We start from the raw sequence: 13,513 nt of genomic DNA, 5'->3' as shown, positions 1-13,513 counted from the left end.
CGGTCATTCCGCGGTCCTGCTCGATGCCCGCACGATCAGCTGCGGGCCGAGCTGGATCCGGTGCACCGGGCGGTCGGGTTCGGTGATGCGACGGACGAGGAGGTCGAGCGCGGCCGCGCCCAGCGCCGCCTTGGGTGGCCGGATACCGGTGATCGGCGGATCGGCGAGCCCGGCCACCTCGTCGTCGTACGCGACGACGGCGAGATCCTCCGGGACCCGCAGGCCGCGATCGCGGGCTCGTTCCACGAGGCTGATCGCCTCTCGGTCGGCGTGCACGAGCAGCGCCGTCGTGCCCGATCCGGCGCACGCGTCCAGGACACGCTCGGTGTCGTCGTGCCAGCCGGGGTCCCGGTGCGAGACCGTGTCCAGGTCGAGGCAGCCGTCGCCGAGCCCGAGCTCGCCGACGGCCTCGCGCCAGCCGGCTCGGACGCCGCGACTGGTCGGGCTCGTCCGGGACGTCACGAGCCCGATCCGGCCGTGCCCCTCGGCCGCGAGGTGCCGCACGCCCATGGCCGCGCCGAGGGCGTGATCCGTCACCACCGACTCGAGGGGCTCGTGGAACGGCCCGGCCTGTCCGCGACGCTCCACGAGCACCACCGGGACGCCGAGCGTGGTGAGCCACTCGGTCACCTCCGGCGCGTCCACGGGCGGGCTGACCAGCAGCCCGTCCGTGGACGCCGCCAGCGCGGCGACCTGGCGGCGCACCTCGTCGGCGTCGTACGAGCCGTTGCGCAGGATGATCCGGACGTCGGCGTTCGCGGCGGTGACCCGCGCCCCGCGGATCACCTCGGGGTAGTAGTAGTCGAGGCTTGGCACGACCATGCCGATGGTGAGGGTCCTGGCCTCCGCCGTCGTGCCGGACGGGCCCGCCCACACCGCCTCCGGCCGTCCGGATCCGGCCGGGCCAGACGTCCTGCGGGCGAGCGAGCGGTTCGGCACGGCGGTCCGAGCGGCGGCATCGGTGCCCTCCGGCAGGTCGGGGCGGTCGGAACCGGGCACGAGCCGCGCCCCTCCGTGCACGCGTTCCAGCACGCCCTCCTCGGCGAGCTGGGCGATGTCGCGCCGCACGGTCACCGGCGTGACGCCGAGCGCCGCGGCCAGATCGGCGACGCGCGCCCATCCGTCGTCGTGCAGGCGCTGCACGAGGCGTGCGCGTCGTTCGGCCGGTAGGAGGGCCGCGGGCTCGGTGGTCATCGCTGACCTCCTTCTTCGTGGTCGTATCGTTCGGGCCGGTCGCCATCGGGGCCCGAACGATGATCGGAAGTGATCACTTCTGTCATCCTACTGTGTCGTTCTGCACTTGCGCATCCGGTCCCTCATGCGTTTGACTGTCCGTCATCGATCGTCAGTGATCGAAGCTGACCGATCGGCGATCAACGGAGATAGCTTATGGAGGGCGTGCAGGTGAACCGACCCGAGGCGCTGCTGGCCATGTCGCACGCCACGTACCGCACCCAGTTCGGCCCGGCCGAGCGCGCGCGGCTCGCGGAACTGGCCACGCTCGGGGAGCCGGTGCAGGTGGCGAGCCTGGACGAGCCCGCGGCGCGTGAGCGCCTGGCCGGCGTCGAGGTGCTCCTCACCTCCTGGGGCGCTCCTCCCCTCACCGCCGAGATCCTGGACGCCGCCCCAAACCTCCGCGCCGTGATCCACTGCGCGGGAACCGTGCGGCCCCTGGTGACCGATGCTGTCTGGGACCGGAACCTGCTGGTGACCAACGCGGTCGACGCCAATGCCGTTCCGGTCGCCGAGTTCACGTTCGCCGCGATCATCATGGCCGGCAAGCGCGCTCCTTTCCTCGCCGCGCGCGCCCGCACCGCCCGGGACGACTGGTCGCTCAGCGGCTTCGGCGATCTGTCCAACCAGGGCCGGACCATCGGGATCGTCGGGTTCTCGCGCACCGGGCGCCGCGTCGTGGACCGCCTGGCGGCCCTCGAGACGCGCGAGGTGCTGGTCTCCGACCCGTACGCCGACCGGGACGAGGTCAAGGCGGCGGGCGCCCGGCTCACCGATCTCGACGAGGTGCTGGCCGCGAGCGACATCACCTCGCTGCACGCGCCGGCCCTGCCGAGCACCCGTCACCTGATCGGCGCGCGCGAGCTCGCCCTGATGCCCGACGGCGCCACCCTGATCAACACCGCCCGCGGCATGGTCGTGGACACGGCCGCGCTCGAGGCCGAGTGCGAGACCGGGCGGCTCTTCGCCGTCCTCGACGTGACCGACCCGGAGCCGCTGCCGGCCGACTCGGTGCTCTACGACCTGCCGAACGTCATGATCACGCCGCACATCGCCGGCTCGCTGGGCACCGAGACACGCAGGATGACGGCCGCGGCGCTGGACGAGCTGGAGCGGTACGTGCGCGGCGAGGCGCCGGTGTCGCCGGTCACCCGCGAGAGCCTGGAGACGAGCGCATGAGCGCCGCGCGGCCGGCCCCGGCCACCCGCTACGGGCGCGACGGGATGACGCGGGAGGAACTCGCGGCCTACGCCGACGGGCTGCTGACCGCAGCGCTGAAGTACGCGTCGCCGTCGGGCAGTCTGGTCACCCTGCCGGGCCGGCCCGGCGGGTACGGGACCGAGGTCGACGGGCTCGAGGGGTACGCGCGCACGTTCCTGGCAGCCGGGTTCCGCCTCGCGGGCGAGGGCGGGGCAGACCCGCTCAACCTGGCCGAGCGGTATGCCGCCGGGCTGGCCGCGGGCACGGACCCGGAGCACGCCGAGCGCTGGGTGACACCCGCCGAGCACGCGCAGGCGAAGGTCGAGGCCGCGTCGATCGCCCTGATCCTGGACATGACGCGGCCCTGGATCTGGGACCGCCTCACCCCCGTGGTGCAGGAGCAGGTGGTCGACTACCTGAGCGCCGTGGTGGGGGACGACACGTACCCGCACTGCAACTGGGTGTGGTTCCGGATCGTCGTCGAGACGTTCCTCCGCTCGGTGGGCGGGCCGTGGTCGTCCGACGACATCGCGGCGGACCTCGCCGCCCACGACTCGTTCCGCCGGGCCGGCGGCTGGTTCGCCGACGGCGACGAGCGGTCCTACGACCACTACGCCGGCTGGGCGCTGCACCTGTACCCCGTGCTCTGGGCGCGGATGTCCGGCGCGGTCGAGGCGGCCGGGCGCCGGGAACGCGACGTCGCGCACCTGGACCGGTACCTGCGCGACGCGATCGGGCTGATCGGCGCCGACGGCGGTCCGCTCGTCCAGGGCCGCTCCCTGACCTACCGGTTCGCGGCCGCCGCGCCGTTCTGGGCGGGCGCGATCGCCGACGTCCCGAGCACCTCGCCGGGTCTGCTGCGTCAGGCCGCGACGCGCGTCGTGGGCCACTTCGCGGACCACGACGTGCCCGGGCCGGACGGGCTGCTCACGCTCGGCTGGCACGGCGCGTGGCGACCGATCGCACAGCGCTACAGCGGCACCGGATCGCCGTACTGGGCCGCCAAGGGGCTGCTCGGGCTCGCGCTCCCCGCGGACCACCCGGTGTGGACGGCGCCGGCCGAGCCGCTGCTGCCCGTCGAGCGGGAGGACACGGTGGCGGTGCTGGAGGCGCCGGGCTGGGCGGTGTCGGCCACGACGGGCGACGGCGTGGTGCGGGTGGTCAACCACGGCACCGACCACGCCGTCGAAGGTGTCGGCACGGGCGATTCGCCGCTGTACGCCCGCCTCGGGTACTCGACCGCGACGTCGCCGCTGCTCGATGCGCAGGCCTGGACGCGTCCCGCGGACCAGTCGGTGGTGCTGCTCGACGACGCCGGCCGCGCGACGCACCGCACCGGCTTCCGGATGCTGCGGGCCGAGCTCGTGCCCGCCACCACCGAGCCTGCCACCACTGGGCCCGCGTCCGCCGTGGTCGCCTCCGTCGCGGAGGCCCACTGGCTCGACGCCGATCTCGACGCGCCCGACCACGGGTCCGGTCGGCCGGGCACCGCCGTCCCCGCCGGCACGGTCACGACCGTCTCGGTGGTGCGGGGCGCCTGGGAGATACGGTGTGTCCGTGTCGACGTGCTCACGCCCGGCGGTGACGGCGCCCCGTCGGCCAGGTCGCTGGAGATCAGCGGCTGGGCCGTGAGCGGGGACGAGATCGCGCGGGGCACGGCCGGCACGGCGACCGCGCGCGGGATGCGCTCCCGGCTGGTCCCCCTGAGCGAGGCGCTGCGGGCCGACGTGCGGGAACTGCCGGACGCGACGCCGCTCGGCCCGCGCTCCGCGGTGCCGTTCGCACGGGTGGCCCCCGGCGACCCGGTGCCCGTCGGCACGTGGCTCGCGGTCGCGGTGGAGCTCGCGGGTGCGACGGCCCCGGAGGGTGCCGTCACCGGAGCCGGGCCGGCGCCCAGGATCGAATCCCATGACGACGCCGGCGACGACGTCGTCGTGCACTGGCCGGACGGCGCGCGGACCGCCGTCGTCCTCCCACCACAGGAACCACGGTCCGACAAGGCCTGAAGACCGTCGTCACCCGCCCGACGCGGGGGCGATCCCTACTCGAAGGAGAGTACGCAATGAACCGCAAGATCATCACGACCATGGGGGCCGCCGCCGCGGCGTCCCTCGTCCTGGCCGGCTGCGGCGGGGGCGACTCGCCGTCCGAGGCCGAGGAACCGGAGGGTCCGGTCACCATCAGCCTGGCCGGATGGGACTTCGCCTCCACGCCGGAGTTCGAGACCCTGGCCACGGCCTACGAGGACCAGAACCCGGACGTCACGGTGGAGCTCAAGGAGTATCCCGCGGGCGAGGAGTACGACACCGCGCTGACGGCCGACCTGGCCGCCGGTACCGCGCCGGACGTCTTCATCGTGAAGAACCTGAAGAACTACGTCACGTTCCAGGAGGGCGGCACACTGCTCGACATCTCCGACGTGGCCGCCGAGCTCGACCCGGCCACCGGCGGACTCGAGCCGATGGCGGTCGACGGCGCGACGTACGCCGTGCCGTACCGCCAGGACTCGTGGCTGCTCTACTACAACAAGGAGCTGTTCGACCAGGCCGGGGTGGACCACCCTGACGGCTCGTGGACGTGGGACGACTACGCCGACGCCGCGGCCGAGCTCACCGAGGGGATCGGCGAGAAGGACGTGACGGGCGCCTACCTGCACGGCTGGCAGTCCACGGTGCAGGGCTTCGCGCTCGCGCAGACCCCGGGTGCCTCGCTGGACGGCGGCGACTTCAGCTTCCTCGCGCCCTACTACGAGCGTCAGCTCGCGATGCAGGACGAGGGCTCGCAGCCCACCTACGCCACCGTCACCACCAACGAGCTCGCCTACCAGTCGCAGTTCGGCACCCAGAAGGCGGCGATGACCGTGATGGGCTCGTGGTACATCGGCACCCTGGTGGCGGAGCAGGCCTCGGGTGACGCGGACGAGTTCGAGTGGGGCCTCGCCCCCGCGCCGCAGTTCGACGAGTCCACGACCGGCACCGACAACACCCCGGTCACCTTCGGGGACCCGACGACGATGGGCATCAACGCCGGGATCGACGAGGCGAAGATCGCCACCGCGAAGGACTTCCTGACGTTCGCGGCGGGTCCGGACGGCGCGGCCGCGCTGGCCGAGATCGGCATCACGCCGGCGCTCATCGACGAGACCGTCGCCGACACGGTCTTCGGGCTCGAGGGCGTGCCGCAGGACGACCTGTCGCGGTTCGCGTACACGACCCACGAGACCCTGCCGGAGAACCCGGTGGGCCCGAACACGTCGGCGATCCAGACGATCCTCGGCGACCTCCACTCGGCGGTCATGTCCGAGTCGGAGTCGGTCGACGACGCCATCGCGGACGCGCAGGAGCGTGTCGCCAACGAGGTCGGCTGACCACCGGACACCGACCGCCCGCCGCGTGGTGGCTCACGCCACCGCGCGGCGGGCATGCCCCACCAGTCCCTCGACGAGGAGAACGACCCATGGCGACACCCGTCGTCGACAACCCGGGAGCCCTCGGGCTGCCGCACCCAGTCCCTCCGCGGCGGCGGGCGCCCAGGACGTCGCTCAAGGTCCGCAACGCCCTGGTCGGCTGGACGTTCGTCCTGCCGAACTTCGCCGGGTTCGCGGTACTCACCCTGATCCCCGTACTGCTGCTGTTCTACTACTCGCTGACGAGCTGGAACATCTTCGGCAACGCGGACTGGGTGGGGCTCGAGAACTACCAGCGGCTGGTCGGTGACCGGAGCTTCCACATCGCGCTCGGCAACACGTTCTACTACGCCGCGTTCCACATCCCGTTGACCATCGCGGCCTCGCTGGGGCTCGCGCTGCTGCTCAACCAGAAGCTGCGCGGCGCGGCGTTCTTCCGCACGGTGGCGTTCTTCCCGTACGTCACCTCGATCGTCGCGGTCGCCGTGGTGTGGAACATGCTGTTCAGCCCGGAGTTCGGGCCGATCAACCAGTTCATCGGCATGTTCGTCGGCGGCGAGCTGCCGGGCTGGACGGTCTCCAAGGACTGGGCCATGCCCGCGGTCATCATCGTGGGCACGTGGCGCTACATGGGCTACTACATGCTGCTGTTCCTCGCCGGGCTGCAGACGGTACCGACCGAGCTGCACGAGGCCGCCCGGATCGACGGCGCCGGCGTGTGGCAGCGGTTCTGGAACGTGACGCTGCCGTGCCTGCGGCCCACGATGTTCCTGGTGACCGTCATGGTGACCATCGAGAGCTTCAAGGTCTTCGACCTGATCCTCGTCATGACCGAGGGCGGGCCGGGCCAGGCCACCCTCGTGCTGAGCCAGTACATCTGGCAGAAGGGCTTCGAGCAGTTCGAGCTCGGGTACGCCTCGTCCGTCGCCGTTGTCCTGTTCCTCATCTGCATCGGCGTGACCGTGGTGCAGTTCCTCTACAACAAGCGGAGGGATGCGTGATGGCCGCCCGTCCGACCGCGCTCCGGAAGACCGGTCGCGTGCTGCTGTACCTGGCGATGATCGTCGCGGCAGCGGGCATCCTGCTGCCCTTCGTCTGGATGGTCATCTCCTCGCTCAAAACCAACAACCAGGTCTTCACGGCACCCATCGAATGGATCCCCGACCCGTTCCGGTGGCGCAACTACGTCGACATCTGGATCAAGGGCGACATGGTCACCTGGGTGCGCAACACCATGACCGTCTCGGTCGTGGTGACCCTGCTCCAGGTGGTGACCGGCAGCTTCGCCGCCTACGGCTTCGCCAAGACGCGCTTCCCGGGGCGCGACGCGCTGTTCCTGCTGTACATCGGCACGATCGCGGTGCCCTGGGCGTCGTACATGATCCCGCAGTTCCAGATGCTCTCGAGCTGGGGACTGGCGAACACCCTCTACTCGATCATGCTGCTGCAGGCGTTCGGCGCGTTCGGCGTGTTCCTCATGAAGCAGTACTACGAGTCGATCCCCGACTCGCTGTGCGAGGCGGCCCGCATCGACGGACTGTCCGAGTACGGCATCTGGTGGCGCATCATGCTGCCGCTGTCCGTGCCGGCCCTCGCGTCGCTGACGATCATCACGTTCGTCACGACCTGGAACGACTACCTCGGCCCGCTGATCTACCTGCGCGACCGCGAGCTGTGGACCATCCAGCTCGGTCTCCAGCGTTTCGTCGGCGACTACAACGCCGAGCACGCGCTGATCATGACGGGCTCGGTGCTGTCGGTCCTGCCGATCGCCATCGTGTTCCTGCTCGGCCAGCGGTACTTCGTGCAGGGCATCGCGACCACGGGTGTCAAGGGGTGAGCGCCGTGAGCGTGACGTCGGGGACGACGACGGCCCGCCGCGCGGCCGGCACCGGCACGCGCCGGCGACGCCTGATCGGTCCGGAGACGTACGAGATGATCTTCGGCACCCTCTACACCGGGCTGGCGACGAACATGCTGCTCGTGATCGCCTGCCTCCCGACGGCGTTCCTGCTGGTGGCGACCGACATCGCCGGGACGTGGCCCGCGCTCGTGGTGACCGCGCCCCTGGCCGGCCCGGCGCTGGCGGCCGCCTTCGCGGTCTTCGGCGAGTTCAGCGCGGGCGGTACGACGACGCCCGTGCGTACCTTCGCCCGGGTGTGGCGCCGCCACCTGCGCCGGGGCCTGGCCCTGGGCGCACTGGCGACGGGCGTCTCGGTCGTGCTCGTCGTGGACATCGCATTCTTCTGGGGACGGCCTGCCGGCGCCGTCGTCATCCCGGTGCTCGCGACGCTCACCGCCGGGACCGTGGTGACCGCGTTCCTGGCGCTGACCCTGACCCCCGAGCAGCCCGGCGCCCGGCTCCGGGACCTGCTGCGCGCCGGGCTGTTCCTCGGCGCGCGGCGCTGGTACCTGAGCGCGGGCATCGTGCTCGTGCTTGCCCTCCTGGCATCGATCGTCACCACACGCCCGGCGGTCGGCCTCGGCTTCGCCGCGGCGCCGCTGCTCTTCGCCGCGTGGGGAGCGGCGCGCTTCGCGCTGCGCGGTCCGGCCGCCGATCCCGCTGCGGCATGAGGTTCCCGGCGCAGGCCTGAGATCGCCTGCGCCGGGAATCGCCTCATGGGTCCGTCAGGCGGAGCGCTCCGCCATCTCGACGACATTGGCCAGCAGCATGGCCCGGGTCATCGGGCCGACGCCACCCGGGTTGGGGGAGTACCACGACGCCTTCTCGCGGGCCCCGACCGCGACGTCGCCCACCACCCGGGACCTGCCCGTCGCGGGGTCCGTCTCGCGGGAGACGCCCACGTCGATGAGCACGGCGCCGGGCTTGACCATGTCGGCCGACACGATGTCCTTGACCCCCGCCGCGGCGACGACGACATCGGCCCGGCGCACCAGGTCCTCGAGGTCCCGCGTCCCGGTGTGGGTCAGCGTCACGGTCGCGTTGACCGAGCGCCGCGTGAGGAGCAGGCCGATCGGCCGGCCCACGGTCACCCCGCGGCCCAGCACCACGACCTCCTTGCCCTTCAGGTCGACGTCGTGCCGCAGCATCAGGTCGATGATCCCGCGCGGGGTGCACGGCAACGGTGAGGTGATCTCCTCGTTGACCCGCAGCACGAGGCGTCCCAGGTTGGTGGGGTGCAGCCCGTCGGCGTCCTTGTCCGGGTCGACGAGCTCCAGGATCCGGTTGGTGTCGATGCCCTTCGGCAGCGGGAGCTGGACGATGTATCCCGTGCAGGCCGGGTCCTCGTTCAGCCGGCGGACGGCCGCCTCGATCTCCTCCTGCGAGGCGTCGGCGGGCAACTCCTCGCGGATCGACGCGATGCCCACCTCCGCGCAGTCCTTGTGCTTGCCGTTCACGTACCACCGCGAGCCGGGGTCGTCGCCCACGAGCAGCGTGCCGAGCCCGGGCGTCACGCCCCGCGCGGCCAGCGTCGCGACACGCTCGGTCAGTTCCGCCTTGATCGCGGCGGCGGTCGCCTTGCCGTCGAGAATCTGTGCCATGGGCGTTCCTCAGAGGTTCGGGTAGAGCGGGAAGTCCGCCGTGAGCTTCGCGACGCGGGCGGCCAGCGCGTCGACGTCGGCCGTCGCGCCGTCCTTGAGCGCCGTGGCGATGATGTCCGCCACCTCGGTGAACTCCGTGTCCCCGAAGCCGCGCGTGGCCAGCGCCGGCGTGCCGATCCGTAGGCCGGAGGTGACGCGCGGCGGGCGCGGGTCGAACGGCACGGCGTTGCGGTTCACGGTGATCCCGGCGTCGTGCAGCAGGTCCTCGGCCTGCTGGCCGTCGAGCTGGGAGTCGCGCAGGTCCACCAGCGTGAGATGCACGTCCGTGCCGCCCGTCAGCACGGAGACGCCGGCGTCGGCCACGTCGGGCTGCGCGAGCCGGTCCGCGATGATCTTCGCGCCCCGCACGGTCCGCTCCTGCCGCTCCGTGAAGCCCTCGGAGGCCGCGATCTTGAACGCGACGGCCTTGGCCGCGATGACGTGCATGAGCGGGCCGCCTTGCTGGCCCGGGAACACCGCCGAGTCGATCTTCTTCGCGTACTCCTCGCGCGTCAGGATGAAGCCGGAGCGCGGGCCGCCGATGGTCTTGTGCACGGTCGACGACGTCACGTCCGCGTGCGGCACCGGCGACGGGTGCAGGCCGGCGGCCACGAGGCCGGCGAAGTGCGCCATGTCGACCCACAGCTTGGCCCCCACCTCGTCCGCGATCTCGCGGAACGCGGGGAAGTCGAGCTGGCGGGGGTAGGCGGACCAGCCGGCGATGATGACGTCCGGCCGGTGCTCCAGGGCCGCCTTGCGGACGGCGTCCATGTCGATGCGGTAGGTGGTGGGGTCGACGCCGTACCCGGCGACGTCGTACAGCCGGCCGGAGAAGTTGATCTTCATGCCGTGCGTGAGGTGGCCGCCGTGCGCGAGCTCGAGGCCCAGGATCCGGTCGCCCGGGCGGATCAGCGCGTGCAGCACGGCCGCGTTGGCCTGCGCGCCCGAGTGCGGCTGGACGTTCACGTGCTCGGCGCCGAACAGGGCCCGGGCGCGGTCCTTGGCGAGGTTCTCGGCGATGTCCACCTGCTCGCAGCCGCCGTAGTAGCGCTTGCCGGGATAGCCCTCGGCGTACTTGTTCGTCAGGACCGACCCCTGCGCCTCGAGCACGGCGGCGGGGACGAAGTTCTCCGACGCGATCATCTCGAGCGTGTCGCGCTGGCGGGCCAGCTCGCCGTCGAGCACGGCGGCGATCTCGGGGTCCACCTGCGCGAGCGGCGCGTTCATCACGTCGGCGGGAAGGTCGGGAGTCTGAGCGCTCATTGCGTCTCCTCGATTCTGGCTGGACTGACACAGGTCTCGCGTCGGGTCCGCCACCGCGACCGGCAACCGGGCGGGGCGTGCACCTCCTGCGAGGTGACCCCGGGCCCAGGCGAACGACCCGTCGTCGGCACAGTACGTCGCTCCCCGGTGGTTGCTCCACCTCGTCCCACCGTGCCTCGCGGAGGCCCGGCCGGCTGGCGCCAGTCGCGACGCGGAAAGCGTATCAGCCGCTGATCGGCGCGGTGGAGCGCGGCGAGCGAGCCCCTTCCGCCCACCGCTGCTGCCCCTTCTGCCGGCGGCAGAAGAACTCGCGCCGGGCGGCGCCCGACTGATGGACTCGGCTCATGAAGCTCCTCGTCCTGGGTGGAACCGTCTTCCTGTCCCGCGCCGTCGCCGCCGAGGCGGCCGCGCGCGGTCACGACGTGCTGTGCGCGGCACGCGGCCTGAGCGGCGCGGTGCCCGACGGCGTGCCGCTGGCCCGCTGGGACCGGGGCCACCCGGTCCCCGCCGAGCTGGCCGGCGCGGCGCCGGACGCCGTCGTCGACGTCTCGCGGATCCCCTCCCACGTGCGCCGCGCCGTCGCGGCGTTCCCCGGCGCGCACTGGACCTTCGTCTCGACGATCAACGTGTACGACGACGTCGCCACCCCGGGCGGCACGCCCGCGACCCTGCCCCTGCTCGACCCGATCGAGACCGACGAGGACCCGGCCTCGGGCCCCGAGGTCTACGGGGGGATGAAGGTGGCTTGCGAGCACGCGGTCCGGGCCGGAACGGCGGCCTCGGTGGTCATCCGGCCCGGGCTCATCGCGGGGCCCGGGGATCCCAGCGGAAGGTTCACCTACTGGCCCGCCCGGATGGCCGAGGCCGCCGCCGACGGCGGCCCTGTCCTCGTACCCGAGCCCGTCGACGAGCCGGTCCAGCTCATCGACGTGCGCGACCTCGCCCGCTGGATCGTCGACGGGGCCGAGGCGGGCACCACCGGCGTCTTCGACGGGGTCGGCCACCCCGTGCCGCGGTCCGAGATCCTGAAGCAGGTGGCCGACGGCGTCGGCGCCGCTCCGGAGCTCGTGCCGGTCACGGCCGACGTGCTCAAGGCGCACGACGTCGCCCCGTGGTCCGGCGATCGTTCCCTGCCGCTGTGGATCGGCGACCCGGACTGGTCCGGCATGCTTGCCCACGACGCCTCGCCGTCGTACGACGCCGGCCTGCGGACCCGGCCCGTCGGCGAGACGGCGCGCGACACGCTCGCCTGGCTCCGCGCCGAACCGGACGCGAAGGTGACCGGGCTGACGCGGGCGGAGGAGCTGGAACTGCTCGGCGCGGTCCACTGAGTGCGATCGGGGGGGACCGACGGTCCCTGGCTGAGGCCGGCCGCGTGGCGCACCATGGAGGCATGAACCGACCCGCACTGGCCGATTTCCTCCGCCGTCGGCGCGAGGCGCTGCGCCCGTCCGACGTCGGGCTGGTGCCCGGGCCCCGCCGCCGGACACCCGGGCTGCGCCGCGAGGAGGTCGCCGCCCTGACCGGGATGTCCGTGGACTACTACGTGCGGCTCGAGCAGCAGCGGGGCCCGCAGCCGTCCGAGCAGATGCTCGCGGCGCTGGCGCGGGCACTGCGCCTCACCGTGGACGAGCGCGACCACTTGTACCGCCTCGCCGGACACAACGTGCCCCGCCGCACGCCCGCCGACTCGCACGTCGCGCCCGCGCTGCTGCGGGTCCTGGACCGGCTGGAGGACACGCCCGCCCTGATCCTGAACACACTGAGCGAGGTGCTGGTGGCGAACCGGCTCGCGACGGCGATCTTCGGGGACCGGTCGACGGCGACCGGCTGGGACCGCAGCGACGTGTACCGGTGGTTCACCGACCCGTCGTCGCGCCGCGTGTACCCGGCCGAGGACCACGACCGCCAGGCGCGCAGTCTCGTCTCGTCGCTGCGCATCGCCCACGGGGCGGCGGGGGAGAGGTCGCGGGCGGGTGAGCTGGTGCGGGTCCTTCTGGGCGAGTCGGAGGAGTTCCGCGAACTGTGGGAGCGGCACGAGGCCGCCTGGCGTTTCGAGGACCACAAGACGGTCGTCCATCCGGAGCTCGGCCCCATCGAGGTCGACTGCCAGGCCCTCCTCACCGAGGACCAGTCGCAGGCGCTGCTCGTGCTGACGCCCGCACCGGGCAGCGCGGCCGAGGAGAAGCTCCGCCTGCTGGCCGTGCTCGGGCAGGAGAACTTCAGCGCCGCGGCCGAGCGCTAGCTGTACCGACCCGGCAAACCCGCGGCGTGGTCCCGCGATGAGTTGTGCCCCGTGTCGTCGTCGTAACTGGCGTGCGGATCCTCACCCGGAGGGTCCACCGTCCGAGGAGATGATCATGACCACCGTGCGCACCCACCTGTGGTTCGGGAACAACCGGGCCCACGAGGCCGCCGAGTACTACGCCGAGCACATCCCCGGCAGCAGCGTCGACCAGGTGCTCGTCGCTCCCGAGGGCGTCCCCGGAGCGGAGCCGGGCAAGCCGTTCATCGTCGAGTTCACCGTGGGCGGTCAGAAGTACACCGGCCTGAACGCCGGCCCGGAGTTCAACCTCGACGAGGCGTTCTCGATCATGGTCGAGGTGGACACCCAGGAGGAGGTGGACCACCTCTGGGAGGTCCTGACCCGCGACGGCGGCCAGCCCGGCCCGTGCGGCTGGTGCAAGGACAAGTTCGGGGTCTCGTGGCAGGTGCTGCCGAAGCAGCTCGCCGAGCTCTGCGGCGACTACACCACCGAGGCGAACCTGCGCGCCATGAACGCGATGCTCAAGATGGGCAGGATCGACGTCGCCGCCCTGGAGGCGGCCTACGCGGGCGAGGAGGAGCCGGCGCCGGCGTCGTCCTGAC

Annotated in this window: 13 protein-coding genes and 1 riboswitch; of the genes, 9 read left to right on the top strand and 4 right to left on the bottom strand. The window is 72.4% G+C overall.

All coding sequences use genetic code 11. From position 1 onward, the window contains the following. Window positions 1–3 precede the first annotated feature (3 nt). Window positions 4–1,194: a LacI family DNA-binding transcriptional regulator gene (locus IIE03_RS03300; protein WP_192861293.1), complete on the bottom strand. Its 1,191-nt coding sequence runs from the start codon at window positions 1,192–1,194 to the stop codon at window positions 4–6. A 210-nt stretch (window positions 1,195–1,404) separates the two neighbouring features. Here IIE03_RS03300 and IIE03_RS03295 point away from each other — a divergent pair, with 210 nt between their 5' ends. The 6 genes from IIE03_RS03295 (at window position 1,405) to IIE03_RS03270 (ending at window position 8,413) form a co-directional block, all read left to right on the top strand. Next, complete coding sequence (locus IIE03_RS03295; protein WP_318842776.1) at window positions 1,405–2,412, top strand: hydroxyacid dehydrogenase; 1,008 nt, start codon at window positions 1,405–1,407, stop codon at window positions 2,410–2,412. Continuing rightward, window positions 2,409–4,439, top strand: coding sequence for a DUF2264 domain-containing protein (locus IIE03_RS03290; protein WP_192861292.1), 2,031 nt, complete (start codon window positions 2,409–2,411; stop codon window positions 4,437–4,439). Before IIE03_RS03295 ends, IIE03_RS03290 begins: the two co-directional genes overlap by 4 nt. A gap of 56 nt (window positions 4,440–4,495) precedes the next feature. Beyond that, on the top strand, window positions 4,496–5,800 hold the full coding sequence (locus IIE03_RS03285; RefSeq protein WP_192861291.1) for an ABC transporter substrate-binding protein: 1,305 nt from the start codon (window positions 4,496–4,498) through the stop codon (window positions 5,798–5,800). 89 nt (window positions 5,801–5,889) lie between these two features. Next, window positions 5,890–6,840: a carbohydrate ABC transporter permease gene (locus IIE03_RS03280; RefSeq protein WP_192861290.1), complete on the top strand. Its 951-nt coding sequence runs from the start codon at window positions 5,890–5,892 to the stop codon at window positions 6,838–6,840. After that, window positions 6,840–7,679, top strand: a complete 840-nt coding sequence (locus IIE03_RS03275; protein ID WP_192861289.1) for a carbohydrate ABC transporter permease — start codon at window positions 6,840–6,842, stop codon at window positions 7,677–7,679. Before IIE03_RS03280 ends, IIE03_RS03275 begins: the two co-directional genes overlap by 1 nt. Window positions 7,680–7,684: 5 nt before the next feature. Continuing rightward, window positions 7,685–8,413, top strand: coding sequence for a DUF624 domain-containing protein (locus tag IIE03_RS03270; RefSeq protein WP_192861288.1), 729 nt, complete (start codon window positions 7,685–7,687; stop codon window positions 8,411–8,413). 54 nt (window positions 8,414–8,467) lie between these two features. Here the strand turns inward: IIE03_RS03270 and IIE03_RS03265 are convergent, their stop codons facing one another. The 3 genes from IIE03_RS03265 to IIE03_RS26325 form a co-directional block, all read right to left on the bottom strand. Continuing rightward, complete coding sequence (locus tag IIE03_RS03265; protein ID WP_192861287.1) at window positions 8,468–9,343, bottom strand: bifunctional methylenetetrahydrofolate dehydrogenase/methenyltetrahydrofolate cyclohydrolase; 876 nt, start codon at window positions 9,341–9,343, stop codon at window positions 8,468–8,470. A gap of 9 nt (window positions 9,344–9,352) precedes the next feature. After that, window positions 9,353–10,645 carry a serine hydroxymethyltransferase gene (gene glyA, locus IIE03_RS03260; protein ID WP_318842775.1) on the bottom strand — a complete coding sequence of 431 codons (1,293 nt, stop codon included), beginning with the start codon at window positions 10,643–10,645 and terminating at the stop codon, window positions 9,353–9,355. Between the two features lie 96 nt (window positions 10,646–10,741). Beyond that, window positions 10,742–10,863: riboswitch (ZMP/ZTP riboswitch) on the bottom strand. A 5-nt stretch (window positions 10,864–10,868) separates the two neighbouring features. Next, window positions 10,869–10,991, bottom strand: coding sequence for a hypothetical protein (locus IIE03_RS26325; protein ID WP_264158559.1), 123 nt, complete (start codon window positions 10,989–10,991; stop codon window positions 10,869–10,871). Between IIE03_RS26325 and IIE03_RS03255 the strand changes: the two genes are divergently transcribed. The 3 genes from IIE03_RS03255 (at window position 10,990) to IIE03_RS03245 (ending at window position 13,512) form a co-directional block, all read left to right on the top strand. Further along, window positions 10,990–11,976 carry an NAD-dependent epimerase/dehydratase family protein gene (locus IIE03_RS03255; RefSeq protein WP_192861286.1) on the top strand — a complete coding sequence of 329 codons (987 nt, stop codon included), beginning with the start codon at window positions 10,990–10,992 and terminating at the stop codon, window positions 11,974–11,976. The genes IIE03_RS26325 and IIE03_RS03255 overlap by 2 nt on opposite strands. A gap of 62 nt (window positions 11,977–12,038) precedes the next feature. Beyond that, window positions 12,039–12,890: a helix-turn-helix transcriptional regulator gene (locus IIE03_RS03250; protein WP_192861285.1), complete on the top strand. Its 852-nt coding sequence runs from the start codon at window positions 12,039–12,041 to the stop codon at window positions 12,888–12,890. A 115-nt stretch (window positions 12,891–13,005) separates the two neighbouring features. Beyond that, window positions 13,006–13,512 carry a VOC family protein gene (locus IIE03_RS03245; protein WP_192861284.1) on the top strand — a complete coding sequence of 169 codons (507 nt, stop codon included), beginning with the start codon at window positions 13,006–13,008 and terminating at the stop codon, window positions 13,510–13,512. The last annotated feature ends 1 nt before the right edge of the window (window position 13,513 follow it).

Source organism: Myceligenerans pegani (assembly GCF_014892515.1).
Taxonomy (GTDB): Bacteria; Actinomycetota; Actinomycetes; order Actinomycetales; family Cellulomonadaceae; genus Myceligenerans; species Myceligenerans pegani.
The sequence above is the reverse complement of the archived record's forward strand: the minus strand, read 5'-3'. Positions and strand labels throughout refer to the sequence as shown.

Coding starts and splice junctions, on each gene's coding strand:
- IIE03_RS03300 (WP_192861293.1), bottom strand. CDS start 1,194: ATGACCACCGAGCCCGCGGCCCTCCTACCGGCCGAACGACGCGCACGC.
- IIE03_RS03290 (WP_192861292.1), top strand. CDS start 2,409: ATGAGCGCCGCGCGGCCGGCCCCGGCCACCCGCTACGGGCGCGACGGG.
- IIE03_RS03285 (WP_192861291.1), top strand. CDS start 4,496: ATGAACCGCAAGATCATCACGACCATGGGGGCCGCCGCCGCGGCGTCC.
- IIE03_RS03280 (WP_192861290.1), top strand. CDS start 5,890: ATGGCGACACCCGTCGTCGACAACCCGGGAGCCCTCGGGCTGCCGCAC.
- IIE03_RS03275 (WP_192861289.1), top strand. CDS start 6,840: ATGGCCGCCCGTCCGACCGCGCTCCGGAAGACCGGTCGCGTGCTGCTG.
- IIE03_RS03265 (WP_192861287.1), bottom strand. CDS start 9,343: ATGGCACAGATTCTCGACGGCAAGGCGACCGCCGCCGCGATCAAGGCG.
- glyA (WP_318842775.1), bottom strand. CDS start 10,645: ATGAGCGCTCAGACTCCCGACCTTCCCGCCGACGTGATGAACGCGCCG.
- IIE03_RS03255 (WP_192861286.1), top strand. CDS start 10,990: ATGAAGCTCCTCGTCCTGGGTGGAACCGTCTTCCTGTCCCGCGCCGTC.
- IIE03_RS26325 (WP_264158559.1), bottom strand. CDS start 10,991: ATGAGCCGAGTCCATCAGTCGGGCGCCGCCCGGCGCGAGTTCTTCTGC.
- IIE03_RS03250 (WP_192861285.1), top strand. CDS start 12,039: ATGAACCGACCCGCACTGGCCGATTTCCTCCGCCGTCGGCGCGAGGCG.
- IIE03_RS03245 (WP_192861284.1), top strand. CDS start 13,006: ATGACCACCGTGCGCACCCACCTGTGGTTCGGGAACAACCGGGCCCAC.